Origin of the sequence: Bacillus cihuensis, from assembly GCF_000504145.1 — a bacterium.
In the GTDB taxonomy this organism is placed as follows: domain Bacteria; phylum Bacillota; class Bacilli; order Bacillales; family DSM-1321; genus Peribacillus; species Peribacillus huizhouensis.
On sequence record NZ_KI632495.1, the window covers coordinates 2,121,975 to 2,147,445 of the forward strand.

Genomic DNA, 25,471 nt, shown 5'->3' on the forward strand with positions numbered 1-25,471 from the left:
TGTTGAGGGAGACCCCCTGAGGAGGCTTCTGAGACCGCCCGCGGAAAGCGAGGACCTGCAACGGAAATCAACCCGGGTTATTAGTGTAAAAATGATTGAAAAGCAACAAAGTATGTGAAAACAGCCATTGTAAAAGACAGAAATTTCTACAGAGTACTTGATGGATCAGGTTATTAGTTTATGCAAGTGGAAGAATCCATACAGTGAGAAATAAGGGATTTATATCTGTTAGATCTAGGTTTCATCTGAATTCATCATATGTGTATTGATAAAATGCTTAATCCTTTCATTTAAATCATTAGCCGCTTTTGTAGGGATCTGATGCTTTGCATGATCAATGAACGTTAATTCCTTACATGGCAATTTTTCATGCAATATCTTGGCATAATAATAAAATGGTTTATCTTCTTTACCATAGACCAATAAAATTGGAAGATTGATTTTCTCTAGCTGATGGGTACAGTTATAATGCAAACTATAACGGTAATACTGCTCGATATTTCTTGCATCGCCTTTTCGGGCTTCTTTAAACATCTTTATAAACAACTTTTTCGTATTTGAGTTGCTCCAAGAAATGGATAGCGCAAGAACTGAAATTGCTCCTTTATTTGCAAGCGACATACCTAAAGAAATTTTTTTCTTTAGGTATTTATCCCTCACTTCAGACATTCCACCTATTACAATGCCTCCCAGAGCCCAATCGGCAGAATTCAGCAAATATTCTAATACGATCGAACCACCGGTTGAATATCCGCAGATAAATGCTTTTTTAATTTTTAAATGATCTAACAGATGTTTGATATCTTCTACAATCAACGGATAGGTTACTGGCGGTCTTGAATACTGACTCCCTCCATGACCTCTAATATCAAAAGTAATTACTTTAAATTCTTGGGATAATTCCTCTATTTGGTATGTAAAATTCAAGCCAGTGAGTACAGGAGGGTGAATAAAAACAATAGGAATCCCTTTTCCTTTAACAGTATAATACAAGCTAATACCGTCAACATCTAACATTGGCATGTATATGATCACCTCAATAATCTAAAATCTTCAATATGGAATCTTTCATTCACGATATCCCATCTTTAATCAACCAATTAATGATAAAACCCATTCTTTCATATCTACCATTCGTAAATATGAAGGTGTTGACTGTGTGCCCGTTACGATCAATGGTACTAAAGAATCTTGTTGGTGCAATCCTCCGTGACTAGCTCCTCCTACATGGGTTGGTGAACCTTCACCAATAAATTCATAGCCTGGTTTAGCACTGACGATAATGAAATTTCCTTCATGTGAATGTAAACTACTATATATACGTGCCAAAGCATCTGGATAGTTACCATAATGAAGTTGATTGTCACGTACCGTTAGATCTAATAATCCATAATCACCGTCAACAACCCAAGTTTGGTTATATGGATCCGTTAATTCTCCGCCTTTTCGATAATGAAGTTCTCCTTTTTTTTCACCGGATTTTACCTTTATCGTTTCCTCCTCTTGCCATGCAATGACATCAATTCGATGATCATTTACTAGCTCTAATACAAGTGTATGAATAGGTAATGTGTTCGTATCTAGTGAATAGATATATGACATCCGTTGATTTACTGCAAGCACAATCTGATCTTTTGGTTGAACGCCGTCTCTTAGTTTCATAATGTGATATGAGCCAAGTATTTTCCTAAGGTCAATTAAAGCTTCTTTCTGATTAGAATCAATCCACGCTTGCCCATTATCACCCATTGTAATCCAAATATTGTTTTGTAATGCTTCTTCCCATGAATCATATACATTAAGAATCTTTTGTAAATGTTGATCGACTTTTTCAATACCTTTTACGTCCATACGACCATGTTTATGAACACTCTGATCAAGCTCGGGAAAGTAAACGATGGAAAACGAAGGAAGTTGGTCTTTGCTAATTAAAAAAGATAATTCCTGAACGGAAAAAGAATTGTTGAATCCAAATTTTTGCCATAGACTTTGATACCTTTTAGATAGACTAACTTTATTTAATGACCCATATGTAAAAACTTTAGCCCCTAATGTTGGACGGTCTTTTTGAATGGAAGTAAACCATGTTATTAATTTCGGCAATTTATATAAGTGAGATGTATTTCCTCGATAAATCAGTGCATTTATCGAAGCCGAATCGATACCTTTTTCCGCTAACTCCTCATGTACGGTTTTAACTTCCTTACTGATATGATCGCCGTTCATGTGAAATAAGATATCTTCAAGAGATCGACTAAGACCAAGCTTCCATAATTCACGAATATGACTGCCATAATTAATGAGACGATTTTCTTTTGTATGAAACCAAACGAGCCCAGGTAACCGATGAACATCACACTGGGTACCAGTTAGTATAGTTGCATCAACAGTAACAGACATAGTTGGAAAAGTACTAACTACATCTGGAAAATACATACCATTCTCGATAAAAAACTTGAATGCCGGTGCTCGATTATTTTTGATGGCCTCTTGTAGAGGTGAATCCATTAAGGTATCAATGATAAGCATAATCACAGGTTTTGATTTTCGAGGATTTTTTGCTAATAAAGAAGCCACATTAATCATCCTTTTTCTTTAATTAAATTGTATTTTCCCCCTTACCAATTGAGTTTATGTACAAAACCATATTGAATATTTCTTGACCTTAATCGTTAACTTGTTAAGTCCATAAACATTACCAGCATATCAAACACCTATTAGCAAATATTAGATTATGAAAGGCATCTGCTTTTCAAATATCTAGTGAGGAGTGTTTAAACTGAATAACTGGATACCTGCTCTTTTCAATATTAGAAGAAGAAGGAATAATAGAAGGATGATGTGGGCATCTATGTTAAGTCTGGGGATTAGTGCAGCCGCTTATGGGTTAAGTAGAAATCGAACCAGAAATATGATGATTCCTGTTCAAAACTTAATTGATAATTTTCGACTGCGAAATGATGGTCAAATGTCAAAAATGGCGAACGTAATGGAGTTTTCAAAGGAATTAGTACCTGATAAAGATCCTTTTACAAACAAGTAGCTTTTTTGCTTTAAAATGAGGATGTCCCTTTTGTTATGAGACATCCTCGGCCTTATTTCTGTATACTTGTCACAACAATGTATACAGTAAAGAAATCATGACGAGCTTCCGAATCGTAATGACTTACTACTCCACCAAAGTTTTCTTTCTGTTTGCTTTGCTTTTTAATCTGTAGAAAAACCATATGGCAATGGCCAGCCAAAAACTGCTCGCGAAATAGCCACCGATAATATCGCTTGGATAGTGCACCCCTAGATAAACCCGACTTATACCAATCATGAAAATGAATATACCGCTAATGATAATTAGAGTTGTGCGTCCCAAAAAGGTAGGGATATGACGCCATAATAGAAAAGAAATAATTCCATAAACTGCAAAGGCATTCATCGCATGACCACTTGGAAAACTATAGCCGCCCACTTCAATCAGGCGATGAATATCTGGACGGGAACGTTGGAAAACGAATTTCAAGAGCTGATTAAGAACCGGTGTTCCGATTATGACGACAACAAATAGTACTAATTCTGTTCGATGCTTTAAAACTTTATCTAGAATAATTAAAGCAATTAGAACAATCACCAACACAACTGGCATCGAACCAATAAATGTAAAAAACTTCATGATCGAAGTAACCAGGGAAGTCTCGAATCCTTGAACAAAAGAAATCACCTTTTGATCAAATTGAACGATCCTCTTCCCACTAATAAGAATAGCCATAAGACTAAAAGCCATTAGCGAGAACAAACTTATTAATAAAGCAATCAAAAGCAGCCCCTTTTGTTTCATGTGAAAACACCTCAAATGTATGATTATTCTTAGATGTACGTACTTTCTATTTTTTAGAATAAAACTGTTTTTCCTTAATATCTCTCATATTCTGTAAACATGTTTACACTGCAAGCTTGTCTTTTCAATAACATGGGCAACATTTATTTAATAATTTCGACAGGAAAAGATGCCATCTATTCATACAGGTATGACAAAATTGGTATCTTTCTTAATCTTGACTTTGCTCCAGATTATTATTTACCTTAAGGTAGAATCTTACTATCTCAATAAAGCAAAACTTTAATAGTTGGAGTCCCTCTACCTACGCTTCTTCGATTCCTCTATGCTTTAATCGTAGGTGTCTTACTACCGTTCATGCGGGATAATAACCTTGTACATTCAGACTAATCATATCAAAAACATGCCACATTTATCTTCTGCGCCCATTAAACTATCCATTGACACATATAATTATAGTTGTATCATAGTATGGTAAGTTTATAAGTTTTAATTCAAAGAGAGGTGGAAAGCTGTTCAAGTTTGCAGCAAGATACATGAAAATCATAACTATCATCTTCCAGATTGCTATTCTTTATGCCTTTTCCTTTATCGGAAACGTTTTGCATGACTTATTTAATCTGCCGATTCCAGGAAGTATCATTGGTATGCTCTTGTTATTGGTTGGTTTGTCTTTAAAAATTATTCCAGTGCGATTCATTGAAGCTGGAGTTGGATTTCTGCTGAAATATTTATCATTGTTATTTATACCAGCTATGTTGGGGATCATGAATCACCCTTCATTACTTTCATTTAAAGGGTCACTCTTAGTTGTTATTACTGTCATAAGTACGATGATCACGATGGGTGCAGCTGGATTGATGAGTCAGTTTCTTGAAAAACGGGAACAATTAAGAAAGGAGAAAGAGAAATGCAGCAAACACTATTCGCAATCACTGTAATCTTAGGGACGATTGCTGTTTATGTTCTTATGAATCGTTTATATGTACGTTTTACTTTCCCGCTACTCGTACCCGTGTTAACAACAACAATCATCCTAATCATCCTTCTTTCCATCCTCCATATTCCCTATTCAAGCTATATGGTTGGCGGACAGTGGATTCATTCCCTTCTAGGACCTGCTGTAGTAGCACTTGCCTACCCTTTATACAAACAGCGTCATATCGTCGTGAGCTATTGGTTCCCCATTATATGTGGCGTTTTTGTCGGATTAATTACTGGTATGATCAGTGTTCTCCTATTCGCACGTGTTTTAGGAATAGACCAAACGCTTATCCTATCCATGTTACCTAAATCTCTTACAACCCCTGTAGCTCTTCAAGTTTCAGAAGTACTTGGTGGTATTCCCCCAATGACGACTATTTTTGTCATGATCGCAGGTTTCACTGGCGTCATCATAGGTCCAGCCTTCATGAAACGATTGCGAATTAACAGTTCACTAGGAAAAGGAATTGCCTTTGGTAGTGCCTCACATGCTTTAGGCACAGCAAAATCTGCTGAATATGGGGAATTTACCTTGTCCATGAGTTCCGTTTCCATGACATTAAGTGCCATATTAGGATCAATTATAGGACCTATCGTCGCTTGGCTAATCACAATGTAAATCTACGTAAAGCCACAAGTAGAATCAAGGTTAATGTATAACCGATTCAGATGTTGGTAATATGTTTCCACATTCTCTTATTCCAAAAAAGGCCAGACCTCGCAACTCCCTGTATACAGTTCAGATAAGTGTGAGAAACACTGCATTCTGATTAAGAGTTGGAGGTCGGACCCTTATAGGACATCGCCGATCCTGTTTCCTATATATTTTTTTTAATCTTCCCAAACGCTTTCCATAATCGATTTTATCTTTTTCCTACGCTTTTCGGTTTCTGCTTCATTAACCATCCATTTTTCATTGACCAACTCGACAACATCACTGACTTTTACTTTAGAATCAACCAACTTTTTCGGAACATTTATTGTTTTTCCATCGACTTCAACGACAACTAAATCTCCTTCAAATCGATCTATGATTCCCTTCATGGTTACACTTCCTTTATTTTGGCGTAAATGCTGTTTGTGTAGTAGTAGTTACTCCGTTGGCAGTTACTGTAATGTCGCCATTTACTGTGAATCCGGCAGCCGCTCTTCCTACTCTAAAGGATAGTGAGGCAACTCCATTTGCATTCGTCACACCTTCATACACCGTATCTTTCGACTTAAATTGAAGGGTTAAGTGAACATTCGCCCCATTTACAGGCTGACTGTTTTGATCTTGTACTGTAACAGTTACTGTAACTTCTTCGTTTTGATTTGGGTTGCTATTGTCAATCACTGCAGATGCCTGTATAGCGTTTGACACATCTGGTGTACTGACTGGTGGCGTTACAGCAGGTTTAGCTTGTGTTTGGTTAGGCGCTGCTGTCTGTTTCTGTGTTTTAGGAGCAGGTGTATACTCCCATGCATCTTTATTGACATTGATTTCTTTTCCATCCGTTTTAAACACAATCGTTCCATCGGTATCGTTACGGTATATATTTATTTTCTCGCTGTGAAGTCGTTCTAATACTTCGCTAGTTGGATGACCGTAACTGTTTTTCCCTACTTGAATGACTGCGTATTTCGGTTGAACTGCTTTTAAAAATGCTTCACTAGTAGAGTGATTGCTACCATGGTGACCAGTTAAAAGAACGGTTGATTGTATCAATTCACCAGACTGAAGCCATTTTTCCTCCGTTGGTATTCCAGCATCTCCTGTCAAAAGGAATGATTGTTCACCATATTGAAGTCTGACGACGGCACTCATTTCATTCGCATCACTTGTTGTTTCGTCCAGTGGAGCAATCATTTTCACTTGTACCGCAGGGTCTAAATCAAGCTCGATCCCCGCTTTTGCTGTAGTTACAGTCAATCCTTTGTTTCGAATAGATTGTAAAACCGATTCAAATGTTTGCGTATTTCTTTGTACTTTCGGCATATATATTTTTCCGATATCAAAAGAGTCAATGACCGCATCCATTCCGCCAATATGATCTGCGTCAGGATGGGTTCCAATCAAAATATCAACCTTAGAAACTCCTAACTCTTTCAAGTAAGCTACCATTTTGTCTTCATCATCGTTATTGCCAGCATCAATGACCATTACTTTTTTGTTTGGAGCAATAATCACTTGTGCTGCCCCTTGGCCAACATCGACAAAATGGACGGCCATTTCTTCAGTTACCGGCTTAGAAACAACGACATCCTTCTTCGTCTCTTCTGTTTTCGTCTCTTCTGTTTTCGTCTCTTCTGTTTTCGTTTCTTTTAGTTCCTTTTCCTGTGAAGTTCCCTGCTGATCTGGGGTAGTAGGCAATATGGCTCCGCCGATTATGAATACTACAAATGCAGCCACAACAAATAAGGAGCTAGCCTTCCTAGTGCGCAATCTTAAGAATTTCACACTTCCTTTCATTACACCAAGCAGACCGATAAAAAAGCTAAAAAAAGCGACTACTATTAAAATTGTTGCTAAAAACTCCATTTCCTCTCTCCTGTCCACGTTTTCTATCATATTTGATTGTAGCAAACAAATTTATTCCCTGCTGGACCAAGTTTATCCAAATTTCTCAAACATCGAATGGTCCCTTTATGAAGTTTTAAGACAATTCCCTCTAATCATGGCAATAATTTAGAACGCAGAATGGTAATTTCGATGCAAATCTACTTTAATCGCGCCGGGTTTGGGATTTGCGTGCCGAAATCTACACTTTTCGTGCCGGATTTGGGATCTGCGCGCCGAAATCTACACTTTTCGTGCTTGGGATTTGCGCGCCAGAATCTACACTTTTCGTGCCGGATTCTGGATTTGCATGCCAGAATCTACACTTTTCGTGCCGGATTTGGGATTTGCGTGCCGAAATCTACACCTTTCGTGCCGGATTTGGGATTTGCGCGCCAGAATGCATATTTGGCGAGTAGGAGTCGGATTTGTCACGTCTTCCTATTCAACTTGAAATTCTAAATAAACATACAGACATTTCAGCTTCTTGACTAAATACTGTATATTTAAGGTAAACTTCCTCAAGCATACTATTTTAGGAGATGTATAACCTTATGATCCATATATTAATTGCTGATGATGATCTTCATATACGTGAATTGTTAAAGCACTTTCTACAAAAAGAAGGATTTTCCGTCTACTTGGCAGCTGATGGTGTAGAAGCTTCCGATATCCTCTTGGAGCAGCAAATTCAATTAGCCATTATAGACGTGATGATGCCGAATAAGGATGGGTATCAGTTGTGTGAGGAAATGAGAAACGATTATGATTTCCCGATTATTTTATTAACTGCGAAAGATCAGTTGATTGATAAAGAAAAAGGTTTTGCTGTAGGAACCGATGATTATGTCACAAAACCGTTTGAGCCTAAAGAATTATTGTTCCGAATTAAAGCACTCCTTCGTCGATTTCAAATGGTCAACGCAGAGAAAATCATCCTCAATCAAACGGTCATTGACCGCAAAAGTTATGAAGTGCATGCTAATGGGAAGCTTTTGATGCTGCCAATGAAGGAATTTGAACTATTAGCACAGCTAGCAAGCTTCCCTAATCGAATTTTCACGCGAGACGAATTGATTCATCTAATCTGGGGAGCAGATTTTTCAGGGGATGACCGCACAGTCGATGTTCATATTAAGCGTTTACGTGAGCGTTTCTCGAACCAAGATTGCGATTTCTTGATTAAAACAGTACGAGGGGTCGGCTATAAATTGGAGGTTACCCAACATTGAAAACTCTCTATTTACGTATCGTTTTTACCACTATTTTTGTGATGATTTTAAGCGGAATATTAGCCTTCCTCTTTGCCAATTTTTATTATCAAACTAAGCTTAAACCAGTTAATGACAGGAAAGTGACTCTACTTTCGGAAGACATCGTTACTTTTTATGAAAAGAACCAAGAAATTTCACTTGACGATTATTTAGAAAATACCGCCAACCTCGGCTATCAATTGTATGTAGTGGATCAAAATGGACAAGGTTTCTTTTATGGCGGGGAATTTAGAAAAAAAGAGATCGATTCGGAAATCATTCAGAATGTGCTTGACGGCCAAGTGTATCACGGCATTCTGGATTTCCCCTCAAGTGCCTTTATCACAGGTTTTTTCGATAACGTATTAACGAACACAATCGGAATACAACTGACTGTTGACGGTAAGAACTATGCACTTTTCATTCGTCCGAATCTCGATATGCAGTTTGGTGAAATGCGTATTTTCTTTTCCGTTCTTCTCATTCTTTCGCTCATATTAAGTATCCTCTTCGTCATTATTAGTACGCGGTATATTGTAAAACCAATCAGCAAACTAACCGATGCAACGAAAAGAATTTCCAGCGGAAAATATGATATAGAGCTCGATATGAAACGACGAGACGAAATTGGCAAACTAGCCGAGCATTTTAGAGAGATGGCAAAGAATATAGAACAGCTTGAGAGTATGCGACAGGAATTCGTTTCGAACGTTTCTCATGAAATTCAAGCCCCACTCGCATCCATCCAAGGTTTTTCACAAACTTTGCAATCAGACACTTTACCTGAAGAACAACGTAAGCATTATTTAGCCATTATTGAAGCAGAAACGAAACGAATGTCCCAATTAAGTAAACAATTACTAACGCTCGCTTCATTAGATAAAGAAGAATTTCTTGTAAAAAAGAGCACCTTTGATGTGGCAAAGCAAATTAAACAGGTCATATTTATGGCTGAATGGAGCTGGCAAGAAAAAGAGTTAGCGATTGACTTAAGTTTACCTACAACCTTCATCTACGCCGATCAGCATCTGCTACACCAAGTCTGGACGAACCTTTTAACGAACAGCATTAAATTCACTCCTATTGGTGGAACGATTTCCATTCGGATCACTGAACAGGAAAATGATTGTATCGTTGAAGTGCAAGATACGGGCATTGGGATTGCCAAAAGCGAGTTAGTCAATATTTTCAATCGTTTTTATAAAGTAGATCAAGCTAGAACTCCAAGCGAAATTGGAAGTAGTGGATTAGGTCTTGCGATTACGAAGAAAATAGTTGAGCTTCATAACGGACAAATCCTCGTCGAAAGCCAAGTTGGACACGGAACGACTTTCCGAATCCAGCTTCCTAGAATGTAAACAACTGTTCATACTCCGTTCATATTGCCGTATTATCCTATATTTAAGTTAATAAATGAATGGAGATGAACAGAAGGATGTTTCTCGCTTTAAGGGAAATGAAACACGCTAAATTACGCTATGTATTAATAGGATTCATTATGGTATTGCTTATCTGGTTGGTCCTGTTTGTTTCCGGATTAGCCAACGGACTGTCGTCAGATAACGCATCGTCCATTCAAAACATGAACACGAATTACTTAGTTCTCCAGCAGGATTCAGACAATCGCTTAACTCGTTCCACCTTATCTGATAAAAATCTGCAGGATGTGCGCCAATATACCGAAGAGGGTGAGGCTACACCACTTGGCGTGCAAATGACAACCATCACGAAAAGTGGGGCTACAAAAAAATTGGATGTTACGTTTTTCGCAATTGATGTAAACAGCATGCTTGCTCCTACAATAAGCGAAGGAAAAATGATCAATCAAAGAACAGCCCATGAAATAGTAGCCGATCGCTCCATACAACTTGAAGGATTAAAGCTCGGAGATGAAATAGAAGATTTGGCATCAGGAGAAACTTTTAAAATCGTCGGTTTCACAGAAGGTCAATCTTTCAGTCATACTCCTGTTGTCTATATGAATTTCAACGGTTGGTCGACCATTTCACATCAACAAACTCCGAATCAGGAAATATTTAATACGATTGCTTTAAACATTTCGGCAAATCAAGCGAAACAAATTGAGAAAAATCTACCGAACGTTGACGTGATTAGTAAAGATCAAGCCCTTCAAGGTATTCCAGGCTATAAAGAAGAACAAGGCTCACTGATAATGATGATTGCATTTCTATTCGTAATTTCTGCTTTTGTATTAGCCGTATTTTTCTACGTTATGACTATTCAAAAAATGAATCAATTCGGTGTCTTAAAAGCAATTGGCGCCAAATCAGCGTACTTGGCACGAACCATTATATTTCAAGTACTATTCATTACGATTGTAAGTTTACTAATCAGTATCTCACTTACTATTGGCGTGTCATTCATTTTACCAGATAGTATGCCTTTTAACCTTAGTACTTCATTAGTATTCGGTTGCTCGATTCTTTTCTTAGTAGTATCGATGATCGGCGCGTTACTATCGCTATATCGGGTATCGAAAATTGATGCAATCGAAGCAATTGGGAGGGCTGTATAATGGAAGATTTATTACTTCTCGAGCAGATCAGTAAGGTTTATGGCGATGGCGATACGTCTGTCAAAGTATTGGATGATGTATCATTACAAGTAAAAGCGGGTGAATTCGTCGCCGTTGTCGGCCCATCTGGATCTGGAAAAAGTACCTTTCTTTCCATTACAGGTGCTTTATTATCGCCAACGAGCGGGCGGATGATGATTGGCGGTAAGGAGATTCACAAGCTTTCTCCGAAAAAAATGAATCAGCTCCGATTAGAAAAAATCGGCTTCATCTTTCAATCGTCTAATTTAATTCCCTATTTAACCGTTCAAGATCAATTGCTACTCATTCCCGAGTTAAGTGGAATGCATCATACAAATGCAAAAAAAAGAGCCCATAATCTACTTGATCGACTTGGCTTAATGCATAGAAAGAATCATTACCCAGAAAGCTTATCCGGCGGTGAGCGGCAACGTGTTGCCATCGCTCGCGCCTGGATGAATAACCCTGATATTATTTTAGCAGATGAACCAACAGCAAGCCTTGATTCCGAACGAGGACGAGCTGTCGTGCAAATGCTCGCAGATGAAGTGAAACTGCACCAAAAAGCAGCGATCATGGTTACCCATGACAAGCGCATGCTTGATTTATGTGATCGTGTCGTCTATATCGAGGATGGAATACTGTCAGAAAAGAAAAAAAAATAGAAGACTAGTAGCAAAGCGGGTGGCCTCAAACGAAGGGTCAGACACCATACCCATCAAGTTAAGAAATTCATTGATCCCCAAAACTAAAAAATTTTATCTTCCCATGGAAAACTATGGGAAGATAAAATTTCTCGTTTTGGGGATCCTTCAAAATATTTGTTTGATGGGCATGTAACAGTACCCCTATATGAGATTCATAATCGGGTGGCAGGTTATCTTAATGAGATGAATGAAGATATTGGTGATTGTGCCTTAGCAGATCATCGAGATCACGTACACTGCCAGATTTGTTAAAGCAGGTAGGTTCAGGAGCTAAAAGGCTTCTTTTTTTTGTTGAAGAAAATTATTAAAATTTGTTATAAGGTCAAGGACGTTCAATAGAGATTTCGGGCGGCAGCACTACATCATGTAATCCAAATATCGAAAAATTTCAATCGGGAATTAAAAAATCCCCCTTACTCAAGAAGATGTAAGAGATGCAGAGGAAAGGTTGAAACGTTTTGCTCCATATATAGCCAAGGTTTCCCCTGAAACAAAAGGGACAAATGATAACATAGTATCTCCTTTAGTGAGAGTCCCTGCCTTGAAACAATCCTTCGAACAGAATTATCAACAACCTATATTAGGGGAATTATTACTAAAATGTGATAGTCACCTTCCTATCTCAGGAACTAGTAAAGCAAGAGGTGGGATTTATGAAATTATAGGAATTGCAGTTGCAGCTATTTTATTTATTTCGAGTGTGAACACAAGTTCAACTATTGCATATGCTTTTTCTGATATTCCGGTTTTAGGTAAAATGGTAAACTTAATTACGTTTAGAGAGTATAGAGTTAATGAGGATACTTATAATGCAAATATTAAAGTGCCTGCAGTTACCAACTTAGACAATAAAGATTTAGAAAAAAGTTTAAACGAAAAATATTTAAAAGAAAATGAAAAATTATATCAAGAATTTTTAAAAGACATGGAAGAAGTAAAGAAAAGTGGAGGTGGCCATTTAGGTATAGAAAGTGGTTATGAAATTAAAACAGACAACAAACAACTTCTTTCAATCGCTAGGTATAATGTGAATACGGTAGGCTCTTCATCAACGACAATGAAATTTGATACGATTGATAAAAAAAATCAAATTCTAATAAATCTACCAAGTCTATTTGAAGATGAGGATTATGTGGATGTAATTAGTGAAAATATAAAAGAGCAAATGAAATCACAAATGAAAGCGAACCCTGAAGTGTCATATTGGGTAAGTGGGATCGGTGAAGAAATATTCGATCCATTTGAAAAGATAGTTAAAGAGCAAAACTTTTATATAAATAATCAAGGGAAGTTAGTTATTTCATTTGATAAATATGAGGTTTCTCCTGGTTATATGGGTGTGGTGGAATTCATTATTCCAACTGAAGTCATCCAAGATCAATTAGTGAGTAATGAATATATAAAATAGGATTTGTTTATCATTTTATTGATTTTACAGTAATTTGGCATAACAATCCTGTTACATTTATTGTTATAAATAGTATAAGTCCATTGAGGTGTTATTAATGACCAAAAACGGACCGAATATCATAGATTGTTGTTTTTGTATCATCGTACCCACCCAGATAAAATTGATACTCTAATTATACAGAAAAAAGGTATAATCTCTTCACATTATGAAGGATTACACCTTTTTCTATTAGGAGGGTTTTTTCAGTGCCCTCTGTTTTTGCTTGGTCCTTGGTCCTTTGTTCTTTCATTTTAATGAGCCGAACTTTTCCTAAAGTTACTGCCTGAAACATCAGCAACATTCTCTATGGCGATTAGGGCTTTCGGGTCTATTTCTTGAGCAATGGTACGTAAATTAGATAATTCGATCCGAGTTACTATCGTATATATGATCTTTTTGGGCTCATTACTATAAACACCCTCACCATGAATATACGTGATGCCGCGACCTAATTCCTGTATTAAGGAATTTGCAATTTCTTCTGGCTTATCAGAAATAATCGTTACTGATTTTAATTCTTCCATACCTTCAACGACAATATCAATCATTTTATAAGCAATAAAATAAGTAATAATCGAGTACATAGCTGTTTCCCAACTAAATACTAATAAGGCAGCAAGGACAAAAATAAATAAATTGACAATCATGACAAATTGTCCGACTGATACAGGTCGTTTCTTACTTACAAGAATGGCAATAATTTCAGTACCGTCTAAAGCACCACCCGTTCTAATAACTAAACCAACACCTGCTCCTAATATGACTGCACCTACTACCGTTGCTAAAAATAAATCATTGGTAAACGGCTCAAAATGATGTAAATAAGATGTAAATATCGATAAAACAATAACACCATATAAAGTATGAAGGGTAAACATCGTTCCTATTCGCTTATAACCGATATAAAGAAAGGGAATATTGAAAATAATGAGAAATATACTCATGTTTAAACTAGTTAATTCGGCTGTGATTATCGAAAGACCAATAATCCCACCGTCTAAAATAGCATTAGGAACTAAAAATAATTCAAGCCCGACAGCAGCAATAATAGCACCAATTGTAATCATAATTAATTGTTTAACTTCTTTTACTACCCGTTTTTTCTTTGTCAATCCCATCTAAATCAAGCCTTTCCTATTTAAAATACATGATTAATCATACATGAAAAAAAGCCAGAATGAAAAAAAGAAAGAACTATTAGTTCAAAAAACAAGTCTATTATTGGTAAAAATCGTTCGAAGATGAGGGAATCAAACATAATAGGGAGCACAATTCGGATACGCAGTTATTCTCGGTACTTATCAATCATGCAACTATCACCTTCATCCTTTGGAAGAATAATGTGAAGCTTCGATCAGCGGGGTCTTGACTTTCCGTTATTGCGGGATAAAGTTGGATAGAGTACGCCATTTCACTCTATTTTTTTGACAGAAACCAGGTACAACGAAGATTGTAATTGAAAGAGGAATCTCTACATAATAAACGAGAATTACTTCCTGTCACTTTCTTTTTCCTAAAAAAAAGGGATGCCCATAAAAAGACCAGGCCCACATCTACCCTTGGATAGACTGTGAGGTCCGAGCTTTTGGGACATCCTCTTGTACTGCTTTATTACCAAACAAATAAGCCGACAATCATGGCACTTAATAAGGATACCGCAACGCCGCTTACGAGAAGCTTCCAGACGTTTTTACCGATAATCGCTGATTTTCCTTCTGATAATACCGAATTATATGTTCCATAAATCATACCTACTGTACTAAAATTCGCAAATGACGTTAAGAACGTCGTGGCAACCGCAATTGTATGAGGAGGCAGTGTATCTAAGTTTTTCTTTAGATCCATCATGGCAACAAATTCATTCGTGGCCAATTTAATTCCCATTAACTGCGCGACATACATGGCATCATGTCCTGTCAAACCAAGTAAAAAGGCAAATGGACTAAAAATGACTGAAAAGATTTTTTGAATCGTCAGACCATCTACAATGACACCCAAAATCCCATTAACGCCAGCCGTAAGAGCTACATAGCCAATCACCATGGCTAAAATAACGATAACCATATTCATACCAATTAACATACTATTCGAAATCGTGGAGAAGAAATCCTTTTTCTCCTCTTTTGGTGGTACATAAATAATATCTTCTTCTTTTGGCACATGGATTGGATTTAAAATACTAACTAAAATGAGTGCATTTAAACAGTTTACAGGTATCGCTGTAAAGACATATTCTGCCGGGACCATTGATAAGTAGGCACCAATAATCGATCCACTAATACTACTCATACTCATAATTCCAAAGGTAAGCAAACGATTGTCCTTTAAAACAGAGAGCTGATCGCGAATAACCGCTAATGCCTCTGTATTTCCTAAAAACATCATTTGAATCGAGAAAAAGCTCTCAAGTTTAGGCAAGCGTGACACTTTAGAAATCACCCAGCCAACTTTATCAATAATCCAAGTTAAGATGCCAAAATAAGATAGAATATCAAAGAACGTAACAACAAAAATAATCGGTAACAATGCACTAAAGAAAAAGTCTACAGTTTCATTCGCCATAACCGATGGGAAGACAAAGGCTATTCCTTCACTTGCACAGGCAATTAACCACGTAAAGAATGAGGCAATTTTAGTAATAACCCAGCTCCCTATTGTTGTTCCTAACATAAACCATGTAATAAGCAATTCGACAACGATCAGGGAAACAACGGGTCTCCATTTTACTTCTTTCTTATTCGGAGAACATAAAAATACAACGCCTATCACAACAAAAACGCCTAAAAGATTTAACAAAAAGTACATGAAAGCAGCTCCTAGATGTGGATTTTTACAAGAGTAACAGCGTATTCGCCTGAGATCGCAACTATATCTTTTTTTATGCAATTCGTTAAAGGCTAAGGTGCTGGATTTTGCTGTGTAGCAACACTACTATAATTATCTACAACTAAAAACCCTTTATACGCCAAACAACAAAAAAGCCCTTACTTTTCATTTATTCTGATCAACAGAAAGAATGAAAAATAAGAGCTTAAAGGAAGAGAACTATGGATTAGACAAAACATATCTACTACAAATTTCTTTCCATCTACATTTCAAACTTTCTTGTAGTCTAGTATTTTACGGCTACTAGGTAGAGACGATCAGACCATATTACTGATAATATACAAGAAGTATTTTTGTAACGTTTTTCAATTGTTATGAACAAATAGTACGTGTTCACTTATAAATAATCAATACTTTGAATGTTATTCGGAATAGCAAAATTCGCGGGAAAATTCATAATCATTTTAAAAAGAGTCTATTACAGAGCACATTCTTCGATTTCAAAACCTAGTTCGGCAATCATTCTCCAATCATCTAATGGTTGTTGACCTTCTGTCGTTAAGTAATCCCCAACGAAAATGGAATTAGCTGCAAACAAGCCTAGCGGCTGAAGAGAGCCAAGATTCACTTCCCGTCCACCAGAAATCCGAATTTCTTTCGCAGGATTTACAAATCGCATCATCGCAAGGATCTTTAAACAGTTTATCGGTGTTAAATCTTTCTTACCGCTTAATGGTGTTCCTGTAATGGCCACGAGAAAGTTACAAGGTATCGAATCAGCATCTAAATCACGCAATTCAAAGGCGATATCTACTCGCTGCTCATCATTCTCCCCCATTCCAAAAATAGCACCAGAACAAGGAGATATTCCCGCTTCTTTCACTTGCTGTACAGTATCTATTCTTTGGTCATACGTATGTGTAGTACAAATCTCCTCATACTGATCACGATGTGTATTGAGATTGTGATTGTAACGATGTACCCCCGCATCTGCTAGAGCTTTCGCATGATCTGGATTCAAGAACCCTAAACAACAACAAATCTTTAAATTTGTCGTTTCTCGAATCTCTTTTACTGCGTCAACAACATGTGAAATTTCTTTATCAGTAGGACGTCTTCCAGAAGCAACAATACAATATGTACCCGCTTTACGATAAATAGCCTCTTTTGCACCTTGAATAATTTTCTCCTTCGTTAGCCAGGCATATTTGTCAATCGGTGTTTCTGCAACGATTGACTGTGAACAATATCCACAGTTTTCAGGACAGAGACCTGACTTTGCATTAATAATCATATTCAATTTAACTTTATTTCCATAGAAATGATGACGAATCTTATAAGCAGCATTCATTAATTCTAAAATCTGTGTATCTTCTATTTGCAAAAGAGACAGGGCTTTGTCTTTACTCACAGCTTCCCCACTTATTACTCGCTCCGCTAATTGTTGTAGCTCCATTTCTTTTATCATATCCATTTCTCCTCTTTTCTGTAGAATCTCTATAATGTTAACCTAAAAATAAAATTGGTTGACATTTGAATTATAAATCATGCAGAATAATATTCAAGTAAAAAAATAAACGAGGTGAAATAATGAAAAATACAACCATAGCGTTCGCAGCATTATTCGCTGCCTTAACCGCAATAGGGGCATTCATTAAAATTCCTATTCCCTTTATTCCTTTTACACTACAAATTTTATCTGTCTATCTTGCTGGTGCCCTATTAGGGCCTAAGCTTGGCAGTTTAAGTCAACTTTGCTATGTGTTAATCGGATTAGTCGGATTACCAATCTTTACAGAAGGAGGCGGACCCAGCTATCTTCTAAAACCGACATTTGGCTATTTAATTGGGTTTATATTGGGAGCCTATACAAATGGCTGGTTCATTCAAAGGTTTAATTTAAAAAGAGTCTATTCTATTTTCTTTGCGAACATAAGTACCCTCCTCGTTGTGTACTTTTTTGGATGCATTTGGCTTTATGGAGCAATGAAATGGGTGATTGAGAAACCTCTTTCTCTTCATGAAACATTGTTATTTGGTTTCTATTTACCTGCTCCTGGTGATCTACTATTAGCTTTTATGAGTGCTGTCATCATATCTAAAGTTCGTCCAAGATTAAAACATATCATTATTAAGCAAGGAGCTGCATGAAAGATGGGCAAATCATTCTTTATTACAGGAACAGGCACTGATATTGGCAAAACGATTGCTACTGGTTTTTTATATTTCACATTAAACAAGCTTGGCTTGAAAACAACTGTATTTAAACCTTTTCAAACTGGGTTAATTGAACAAACACAAACTTATCCAGACTTAGACTGGTTCTCGTCAGTCATCGGCGTTAGCAATGCCGGATTCTATGCCTTGGAACCTGAAGCTTCACCCCATCTAGCGATTAAGCTACAAGGTGCCAAAGTGAACATCGAAGCGGTTTTGCATAGACTGAAAGAATTAGAACAAACGAATGATATCGTCTTAGTCGAAGGAGCTGGAGGTTTAGCCGTTCCTTTAATTGAACGAGAAGATGACTTTTACATGACAAAAGATTTTATTAAAGAAGCGAATATGCCTGCTATTCTTGTGAGTCCAAGCGGTCTTGGTTCGATTCATGATGTATTAACAACTAACCAATATGCTAACCATTATGACATTCCTATTCAATTATTACTTTTCAATAGATTTGAAGAAACGAACCCCATTCATCTAGACAATATCGAGACCATAAAGCGAATCGTTCAGTTGCCTGCTTTAGCTATTCCTTTTTTTGAAGATCTCAAAAATGAATTAGAAATCTATTCCGAAAGTTGGATTCAATCCGAATCATTCAAGAAACAAATCAAGGAGGTTTTCATTCATGGAACACGATGAGATGCAAAATTTAGAAAACTGGGATAAAGAATATGTCTGGCATCCATTTACTCAAATGAAGAATTATCAACAAACTAAACCGCTGATTATCGAAAGAGGACAAGGTAGCTATTTGTATGATATTGAAGGCAAGGAATATTTAGATGGCTATGCTTCTCTATGGGTAAATGTCCATGGTCATAATGTTCCTGCATTAAATGAAGCACTGATCCATCAAGTACATCAAATCGCTCATTCTACTTTATTAGGTTCTGCCAATGTTCCATCAATTCTACTAGCAAAGAAATTAGCAGAAATCACACCAGGGAACTTATGTAAAGTCTTCTATTCTGATACAGGTTCAGCTTCCGTTGAAATCGCCTTAAAGATCGCTTATCAATATTGGCAAAATACCAATCTTGATAAATATAAAAATAAACATACATTTATCTCCTTAGACGATGCGTATCATGGTGACACCATCGGTTCCGTCAGCGTAGGTGGTATGGATTTATATCATCGTATCTTTGAGCCATTGCTCTTCAAACGTGTCTCATTACCAACCCCTCACACGTATCGAATGACAGAATTTGATCATGCCGAAGATGTTAAGAATTTCTGCTTACAGCGGTTAGAAAGCTTACTTCAAGAAAAAGCTGATGAAATAGCTGGTATCATCATTGAGCCTTTAGTACAAGGAGCAGCGGGAATAATTACTCATCCATCTGGTTTTTTAAAAGGTGTAGAAAACCTATGTAGAAAATATAATGTTCTCCTTATTTGTGATGAAGTGGCAGTTGGCTTTGGGCGCACCGGAACAATGTTTGCCTGTGAACAAGAAGAGGTAGTACCTGACATATTATGTGTAGGAAAAGGGATAACTGGTGGCTACATGCCCCTCGCAGCTACGATTACAAGTCAAAAAATTTTTGATGCTTTTTTAGGAGAAAAAGAAGAGCATAAAACGTTTTACCATGGTCATACATACACTGGTAACCAACTAAGCTGTTCCGTTGCACTAAAAAATATTCAATTAATGGAAGAAACAGCATTAATCAAAAAAGTTCAAAAAAATGCTTCATTCGTAAATGAACAATTACAAGACTTATATAAGCTAGACATTGTAGGAGACATTCGGCAACGAGGATTAATGGTTGGGATAGAGATTGTACAAGACAGAGAAACGAAAACCATTTTCCCCATTCAAGAAAATAAACTTGATAACATTGTCTTAGCTGCACGGCAAAAAGGACTGATCATCCGCCAATTAGATCAAGTATTAACATTTATGCCTGTTTTAGCGATGAGCCAAAATGAGCTAGAAGAAGCCATTAAAATAATCTATCAATCAATTTTAGAAAATATGTAACTTGCTCGTTTAATAGAAAATTCAGTAGTCTAAAAACTACCAATAAACATATAGTGCATTCCCCAACAATTTCCTTGAGTTAAACTTATATTGCAACTCTAAGGCTTAAGACACGAAATGGGTACATTCGAGTAGAATCTAGAGTGTCCCCATTTGAAAATGTTAAGTGACAATAATGTTGTTTAATATACGCCAGTCATGCTCAAAAATCGGACGCTTATCTGTAATAACGATAGCGTCTTTCTTTATGTAAAGGGCCATATTGATTAATAAAGGCTCTTTTTTTAAAGATTGTTGTTTTTAGCAAATAACAAATTCGAGCAGATGTTGATTGTAGTGAAAGATGCGAGACTCCTGCGGGAAAACGTGTTGAGGGAGACCCCGCAAATGCCGAAGCACTGAGGAGGCCCCTGAGACCGCCCGCGGAAAGCGAGGACCTGTAACGGAAGTCAACCCAGGATAGTAGAGTAAATATTATTTAAAAGCAACAAAGTATACGAAAATAGCCTTAATAAAAGAACATACAAAAGTTGTGATATTTGCTATTCAGTATTGCTTATAGTACTTTTTGTCTGATACTCCCCCGTATGTTAAAAAATATCATTCAATTAGATTGATTTTGCTAAGTAGTTATTTAAGTAAAAAGGAGATAATTAAAAGAAGCAAACCTTTAATAGTAATTGTTGGGGCAGGTCCTGGGGTAAGTGCAGGCATTGCAAGTAAATTTGGTAGTAATGATTTTAAAGTAATTCTTCTTGCAAGAAGGGAGGAATCATTAGACTTTCAAATTGCTGAACTTCAGAAGAAAACATATCAACATATGGAATCACTGCTGATGCATCAGAATCAAACCCATTAATAGCTGCATTTGATCAAATAGAATCAGACTACGGAGTACCAGACGTTTTAATCTATAATGCAGGTGCCAATACGATAAGCACCTCTTCAATTTTGAATCAACAAGATTTATTGAACGATTTTAATGTGAACGTAGCAGGTGCTTTGACTATTCTCAACAAGTTATACCAGAAATGATTGAACGCAAAATAGGAACAATCCGCCATTAAAGGGCACCATTCTGGAAGATGGTGTCCTTTTTGGCACCTTTTATGCTCACTTTCCTCCTTTCAAATACTCTTCTTTTTTCCCCGCCCAGTTCATAATCGCTTTGAATACCTCTATGAATTCATAACCGGGAGGAGTCAGTTCGTACTCCACTTTTTTCGGTGCTTCCGCAATGACATGCTTCCTCAGCAAACCTTCTAGTTCCAAATCTTTCAACCGCTCCGATAGCAGCCTGTCCGAAATCCCGTCAATGGCATTAAGCAATTCGTGGTAGCGCTTCGGTCCTTCGAATAATTGATAAATAATGATCCCCGTCCAGCGTTTTCCGATAAATTCAATCGCGAGCCGGTACGTATGGCACGATGATTCAATGATTGGCTCCCGCTCTTTTGCATTCCTGTTCATTCGCCAAAACCTCTTTTTCTACTTTTCTTAATCATACCATATTGCAAAATACTTGACAGATTGAACTTACTAAAAGTATGCTGGAATTGCACTTACTAAAAATTAGTTCAAATAATAGGAGGAATTCAATTGTCTGAAACGATTTCTACCGTAATTAAAGAACGGCGTTCGGTCAGAAAATACGATCCGAACTTTAAAATCGAGAAAGAAGAGATTCTAGAGATGCTGAAGGATGCAACACTGGCACCTTCAACAAGCAATTTGCAGCCGTGGGAATTTATTGTATTCCTGAATCCCGAAGAGAGGAAAGACTTGCGGGCGATTGCGTACAATCAGGAGCAGATTGTAACGGCTTCAGCCGTCATTGCGGTATTAGGAGATAAAGAATTTCATAAAAATATTGATCCAGTTTATGACAGCATGTATGAGGCAGGGTATATTGATAGCGCTAGCAAAGAAGTTCTCGTCGGTAATGCAAGAAAAACCTATCCATATGCACCTGAAGAGACACGTAAGAACTTAGCAACGTTCGATTCCGGACTGGCTGCAATGCAATTTATGCTGATTGCCAAGGAGCGGGGCTATGCTACAGGGCCAATGGGCGGCTTCGATAAAGTTAAGTTCTCGGAGCGCTTCAATGTATCTGACCGCTATTTCCCGATTGTCCTGATTACGCTAGGTAAATTAAACGCGCCAGCTTATCAGACAACACGCCTCGCGATAGAGGATAAGGTAAAGTTCATATAACACTTCTTATGAGTGCTAGGTTCTAATTGGATTCCGAATTGTTTTTAGAACCTGGCACCTTTCAATGTTTGCACGATATCGAGTAATTCTTTATTCGCCTGTTGTAATTGAGCGATAGATTTTGCGTCAAACCAATCTAATTTGATTATTCGTCCTTCTGCGGAAGTGCCAGTTAAGATAATAACATATTTCTCATCCTCCATATTATTGAAATGGGTTGGATGAATAGCTAACAACCAACAATAAAATCAAATGAAAAAGAAATCATTACATCTTTAAAGACATAAAGTAACGGCCATACCAGGATCAAGAAACCCATCATTATTATTAAAGAAATCGAGATATATTTCGCCATAAAAATGCTTCATAGAGTATTAGTTACATTTTATTTTAGATACTCTTTAAATACGAATCCATTTCTTTGAACGTATTTAGATCGCTTATCAAAATTAAGTTCTCTAATAAAATGATTCTGCTATCATCAAAAAAAACCGGCTAAGAATGGATTCTTAACCGGTTAAATCATTATAATGAAGCTTCAATCAAACGCTTCATAGTTTGAACTTGTCCTAAGTGGAGTGATTCATGAAACGCTACGAAATTGGCTATTTCACCAACAGAAGTCATGCCTAAAAATGGTTCTGGCAGCAATTCTTCAAAACGAGCATCTGGAATTTCCTTAAGGCGAGTAAGCTGTTCCTTCAACTGTTCAATTAATGTTTCAACAGTCGGGACTTCACCTTGCCAATCACTTGGCTTAGTACGGGTTGCAAACAACGCACCATAGCTAGCTGGTAGACTTCCGTTTTCCGGGAAGCCTAATAAAAGGGCCTCTGCCGATACCAGAACATGGCCAATATGCCAATGAATCGTATTATTAAAACCTTCTGGTTGTACGTCCACTACCTGATTCGATAATGTCTCCGCATTTTTAATGAAATATCCTCTTGTTAGTTCAAATTGTTTCTTGATTAAGTTGCTCATGGAATCTCTCCTTTTATCACTATATATATAGAAGTATAACGACTACGATTTTCCAAGGCAAATTTTGTGATTTTAGAAGGTATTACGGGACAAATCTTTATTAGCTATCCTTTAGTTGTGAGTATCTTGATATGCTCGGGACCAATGAATAAGCTGAACTTCTTCCAATGATTTATACAACCGTTGATTATCAAAAGTAGACACTGCTACTTTTTTTACTCCTAATATCCTTTATACACTCTTGATTCATATGGTCTTAATGTAAACGATGTTCGTTTCGCTTCTGTTTCTTCTAAATCATAATTGCTAATGAGCAGCTCATTAGGTGTAAATGTATAATCCTCTGGCATAACAAATTCCGCTTGCTCTTCACTGAAGTTCGTCACAATAAGAAGCTTCTCATCGTGATATGTTCTCGTGTAAGCAAAGATCTGTTCATGTTCAGCCAAGATTAGCTCATATTCCCCATACACGATGATTTCATTTTCTTTGCGCAACTCGATTAACTTACGATAATAGTGGTAAATAGATTTTGGATCCTGTATAGCCTGCTTGACATTAATTTGCTTATAGTTCGGATTTACTTTGATCCATGGCTGACCGCAAGTGAATCCGCCATGATCTGAATCATCCCACTGGATAGGAGTTCTTGCGTTATCCCTTCCTTTTACGTAGATCGATTTCAATACCTCTTTTTGATCCATATTGCCATCTATTACTTTTTCTTTGTACATATTCAAAATTTCGATATCCCTGTACTCATCAATTGTTTCAAAACAAACATTCGTCATGCCGATTTCTTCCCCTTGATAAATATAAGGAGTTCCTTGAAGCATATGAAGGAAGGTTGCCAGCATTTTAGCCGATTCAATCCTGTATTCCTGGTCATTTCCGAATCGAGAAACCATCCGGGGCTGATCATGATTGTTTAAATACAAGCTATTCCATCCGCCCCCCTGAAGACCAGTTTGCCATTTCGTGATGTTTTCTTTTAAATCAAGAAGGTTAAGTGGCTTTAGATCCCATTTTCCATTAGGGCCTGAATCGAGATCCATATGCTCAAACGTGAACACCATGTTCAATTCCCCACGGTTTTGTTCTGTATAAAGCTTTGCCTCTTCAGCATCAACCCCTGGCATTTCACCGACTGTCATAATGTCATATTTAGATAGAACTTCCTTATTCATTTCCTGTAAAAACTCATGAATACGAGGGCCATTCATATAATACTGACCGCCACCCACATAGGCTTTTGCCTCTGGATTCGCCGCATCGGGAAGGCCAGGCACTTTAGAAATAAAGTTAATTACATCCATGCGGAATCCGTCGATTCCTTTATCTAACCACCAAGCCATCATTTTGTATACTTCATTCCGAAGTGTAGGATTTTCCCAATTTAAATCGGGCTGTTTCTTACTAAATAAGTGTAAATAATACTCATCAGTATCTTCATCATATTGCCATGCCGAACCACTAAATGCAGATTCCCAGTTGTTCGGCTCTTTGCCATCTTTACCAGGACGCCAAATATAATAGTCGCGATATGGGTTATCTTTTGATTTTCTAGATTCTTCAAACCAAGCATGTTCATCTGAAGAATGGTTCACCACTAAGTCCATAATCAACTTCATGCTCCGTGAATGAATTTCATGTAATAATTGATCCCAATCTTCCAAGGTTCCAAATTCATCCATAATATCTTGATAATTACTAATATCGTATCCATTGTCATCATTAGGGGATTTATAAACCGGTGATAACCAAATCACATCCACCCCTAGTTTTTTTAAATAATCGAGTTTTTCAATTATGCCTTTAATATCGCCGATTCCATCTCCATTACTATCCTTAAAACTTCGAGGATAGATTTGATAAATAACACTTTCTTTCCACCATGACTTTTCCAAGT

Annotated in this window: 24 protein-coding genes, 1 pseudogene and 1 riboswitch; of the genes and pseudogenes, 14 read left to right on the plus strand and 11 right to left on the minus strand. The window is 37.1% G+C overall.

The features are described 5' to 3' along the window. Positions 1-234: 234 nt before the first annotated feature. Together V179_RS0115910 and V179_RS0115915 are read right to left on the minus strand one after the other, a co-directional pair. Positions 235-1,023 carry an alpha/beta fold hydrolase gene (locus V179_RS0115910; RefSeq protein WP_028392358.1) on the minus strand — a complete coding sequence of 263 codons (789 nt, stop codon included), beginning with the start codon at positions 1,021-1,023 and terminating at the stop codon, positions 235-237. A gap of 69 nt (positions 1,024-1,092) precedes the next feature. Next, positions 1,093-2,529, minus strand: coding sequence for an alkaline phosphatase family protein (locus V179_RS0115915; RefSeq protein WP_034301715.1), 1,437 nt, complete (start codon positions 2,527-2,529; stop codon positions 1,093-1,095). A gap of 307 nt (positions 2,530-2,836) precedes the next feature. Here V179_RS0115915 and V179_RS0115920 point away from each other — a divergent pair, with 307 nt between their 5' ends. Further along, a complete protein-coding gene (locus V179_RS0115920; protein WP_152534745.1) occupies positions 2,837-3,043 on the plus strand; it encodes a hypothetical protein in 207 nt (68 codons plus the stop codon). A gap of 126 nt (positions 3,044-3,169) precedes the next feature. Here the strand turns inward: V179_RS0115920 and V179_RS0115925 are convergent, their stop codons facing one another. Then, positions 3,170-3,829: a phosphatase PAP2 family protein gene (locus tag V179_RS0115925; RefSeq protein ID WP_028392361.1), complete on the minus strand. Its 660-nt coding sequence runs from the start codon at positions 3,827-3,829 to the stop codon at positions 3,170-3,172. A 536-nt stretch (positions 3,830-4,365) separates the two neighbouring features. On the opposite strand from V179_RS0115925, the gene V179_RS0115930 reads away from it, so the two are divergent. Both V179_RS0115930 and V179_RS0115935 read left to right on the plus strand, forming a co-directional pair. Next, a complete protein-coding gene (locus V179_RS0115930) occupies positions 4,366-4,770 on the plus strand; it encodes a CidA/LrgA family protein (protein ID WP_028392362.1) in 405 nt (134 codons plus the stop codon). Beyond that, entirely contained in the window at positions 4,740-5,432 is a 693-nt protein-coding gene (locus V179_RS0115935; RefSeq protein WP_028392363.1) for an LrgB family protein, read from the plus strand. The genes V179_RS0115930 and V179_RS0115935 overlap by 31 nt, the downstream gene beginning before the upstream one ends. Before the next feature lie 212 nt (positions 5,433-5,644). On the opposite strand, the gene V179_RS0115940 is transcribed toward V179_RS0115935, so the two are convergent. Further along, entirely contained in the window at positions 5,645-5,857 is a 213-nt protein-coding gene (locus V179_RS0115940) for a DUF3006 domain-containing protein (protein WP_028392364.1), read from the minus strand. 13 nt (positions 5,858-5,870) lie between these two features. Further along, positions 5,871-7,334: an MBL fold metallo-hydrolase gene (locus V179_RS28105; protein ID WP_051404980.1), complete on the minus strand. Its 1,464-nt coding sequence runs from the start codon at positions 7,332-7,334 to the stop codon at positions 5,871-5,873. Positions 7,335-7,906: 572 nt separating this feature from the next. On the opposite strand from V179_RS28105, the gene V179_RS0115950 reads away from it, so the two are divergent. The 6 genes and pseudogenes from V179_RS0115950 (at position 7,907) to V179_RS32500 (ending at position 13,277) form a co-directional block, all read left to right on the plus strand. After that, positions 7,907-8,584, plus strand: a complete 678-nt coding sequence (locus V179_RS0115950; RefSeq protein WP_028392365.1) for a response regulator transcription factor — start codon at positions 7,907-7,909, stop codon at positions 8,582-8,584. Next, a complete protein-coding gene (locus V179_RS0115955; RefSeq protein WP_028392366.1) occupies positions 8,581-9,963 on the plus strand; it encodes a sensor histidine kinase in 1,383 nt (460 codons plus the stop codon). The genes V179_RS0115950 and V179_RS0115955 overlap by 4 nt, the downstream gene beginning before the upstream one ends. A gap of 77 nt (positions 9,964-10,040) precedes the next feature. After that, on the plus strand, positions 10,041-11,141 hold the full coding sequence (locus V179_RS0115960) for an ABC transporter permease (RefSeq protein WP_028392367.1): 1,101 nt from the start codon (positions 10,041-10,043) through the stop codon (positions 11,139-11,141). Further along, the gene (locus tag V179_RS0115965) at positions 11,141-11,827 is read left to right on the plus strand and encodes an ABC transporter ATP-binding protein (RefSeq protein ID WP_028392368.1); all 687 of its coding nucleotides are present in this window, start codon (positions 11,141-11,143) and stop codon (positions 11,825-11,827) included. Before V179_RS0115960 ends, V179_RS0115965 begins: the two co-directional genes overlap by 1 nt. 410 nt (positions 11,828-12,237) lie before the next feature. Continuing rightward, positions 12,238-12,533: pseudogene (locus V179_RS31765) on the plus strand (D-serine ammonia-lyase); the annotation flags it as partial. Positions 12,534-12,926: 393 nt separating this feature from the next. Further along, positions 12,927-13,277, plus strand: coding sequence for an RsiV family protein (locus V179_RS32500; protein WP_268745207.1), 351 nt, complete (start codon positions 12,927-12,929; stop codon positions 13,275-13,277). Between the two features lie 293 nt (positions 13,278-13,570). Here V179_RS32500 and V179_RS0115975 read toward each other — a convergent pair whose 3' ends face one another. The 3 genes from V179_RS0115975 to bioB all read right to left on the minus strand — a co-directional run bounded on the left by V179_RS0115975 (position 13,571) and on the right by bioB (position 17,619). Continuing rightward, complete coding sequence (locus V179_RS0115975; RefSeq protein WP_028392370.1) at positions 13,571-14,437, minus strand: YitT family protein; 867 nt, start codon at positions 14,435-14,437, stop codon at positions 13,571-13,573. Between the two features lie 493 nt (positions 14,438-14,930). Further along, positions 14,931-16,124 (minus strand): NupC/NupG family nucleoside CNT transporter, encoded by a 1,194-nt coding sequence (locus V179_RS0115980; RefSeq protein WP_028392371.1) that lies wholly within the window; start codon positions 16,122-16,124, stop codon positions 14,931-14,933. Positions 16,125-16,407: 283 nt separating this feature from the next. Then, a riboswitch (purine riboswitch) is annotated at positions 16,408-16,509 on the minus strand. Positions 16,510-16,623: 114 nt separating this feature from the next. After that, positions 16,624-17,619 carry a biotin synthase BioB gene (gene bioB / locus V179_RS0115985; protein WP_028392372.1) on the minus strand — a complete coding sequence of 332 codons (996 nt, stop codon included), beginning with the start codon at positions 17,617-17,619 and terminating at the stop codon, positions 16,624-16,626. A gap of 116 nt (positions 17,620-17,735) precedes the next feature. Here bioB and V179_RS0115990 point away from each other — a divergent pair, with 116 nt between their 5' ends. From V179_RS0115990 to V179_RS32505, 4 genes are all read left to right on the plus strand, one after another. Further along, complete coding sequence (locus V179_RS0115990; RefSeq protein WP_028392373.1) at positions 17,736-18,296, plus strand: biotin transporter BioY; 561 nt, start codon at positions 17,736-17,738, stop codon at positions 18,294-18,296. Positions 18,297-18,299: 3 nt separating this feature from the next. Beyond that, on the plus strand, positions 18,300-19,013 hold the full coding sequence (gene bioD, locus V179_RS0115995) for a dethiobiotin synthase (RefSeq protein WP_028392374.1): 714 nt from the start codon (positions 18,300-18,302) through the stop codon (positions 19,011-19,013). Then, on the plus strand, positions 19,000-20,361 hold the full coding sequence (gene bioA / locus V179_RS0116000; protein ID WP_028392375.1) for an adenosylmethionine--8-amino-7-oxononanoate transaminase: 1,362 nt from the start codon (positions 19,000-19,002) through the stop codon (positions 20,359-20,361). Before bioD ends, bioA begins: the two co-directional genes overlap by 14 nt. 810 nt (positions 20,362-21,171) lie before the next feature. Then, a complete protein-coding gene (locus tag V179_RS32505) occupies positions 21,172-21,396 on the plus strand; it encodes an SDR family NAD(P)-dependent oxidoreductase (RefSeq protein ID WP_152534779.1) in 225 nt (74 codons plus the stop codon). A 78-nt stretch (positions 21,397-21,474) separates the two neighbouring features. Here V179_RS32505 and V179_RS0116010 read toward each other — a convergent pair whose 3' ends face one another. After that, the gene (locus V179_RS0116010; protein WP_051404981.1) at positions 21,475-21,831 is read right to left on the minus strand and encodes a winged helix-turn-helix transcriptional regulator; all 357 of its coding nucleotides are present in this window, start codon (positions 21,829-21,831) and stop codon (positions 21,475-21,477) included. 129 nt (positions 21,832-21,960) lie between these two features. Between V179_RS0116010 and V179_RS0116015 the strand changes: the two genes are divergently transcribed. Continuing rightward, entirely contained in the window at positions 21,961-22,578 is a 618-nt protein-coding gene (locus V179_RS0116015) for a nitroreductase family protein (protein ID WP_235179051.1), read from the plus strand. 525 nt (positions 22,579-23,103) lie between these two features. On the opposite strand, the gene V179_RS0116025 is transcribed toward V179_RS0116015, so the two are convergent. Beyond that, the gene (locus tag V179_RS0116025; RefSeq protein ID WP_028392379.1) at positions 23,104-23,562 is read right to left on the minus strand and encodes a DinB family protein; all 459 of its coding nucleotides are present in this window, start codon (positions 23,560-23,562) and stop codon (positions 23,104-23,106) included. Between the two features lie 221 nt (positions 23,563-23,783). Then, positions 23,784-25,469, minus strand: coding sequence for a glycoside hydrolase family 13 protein (locus tag V179_RS0116030; protein ID WP_028392380.1), 1,686 nt, complete (start codon positions 25,467-25,469; stop codon positions 23,784-23,786). Between the last annotated feature and the right edge of the window lie 2 nt (positions 25,470-25,471).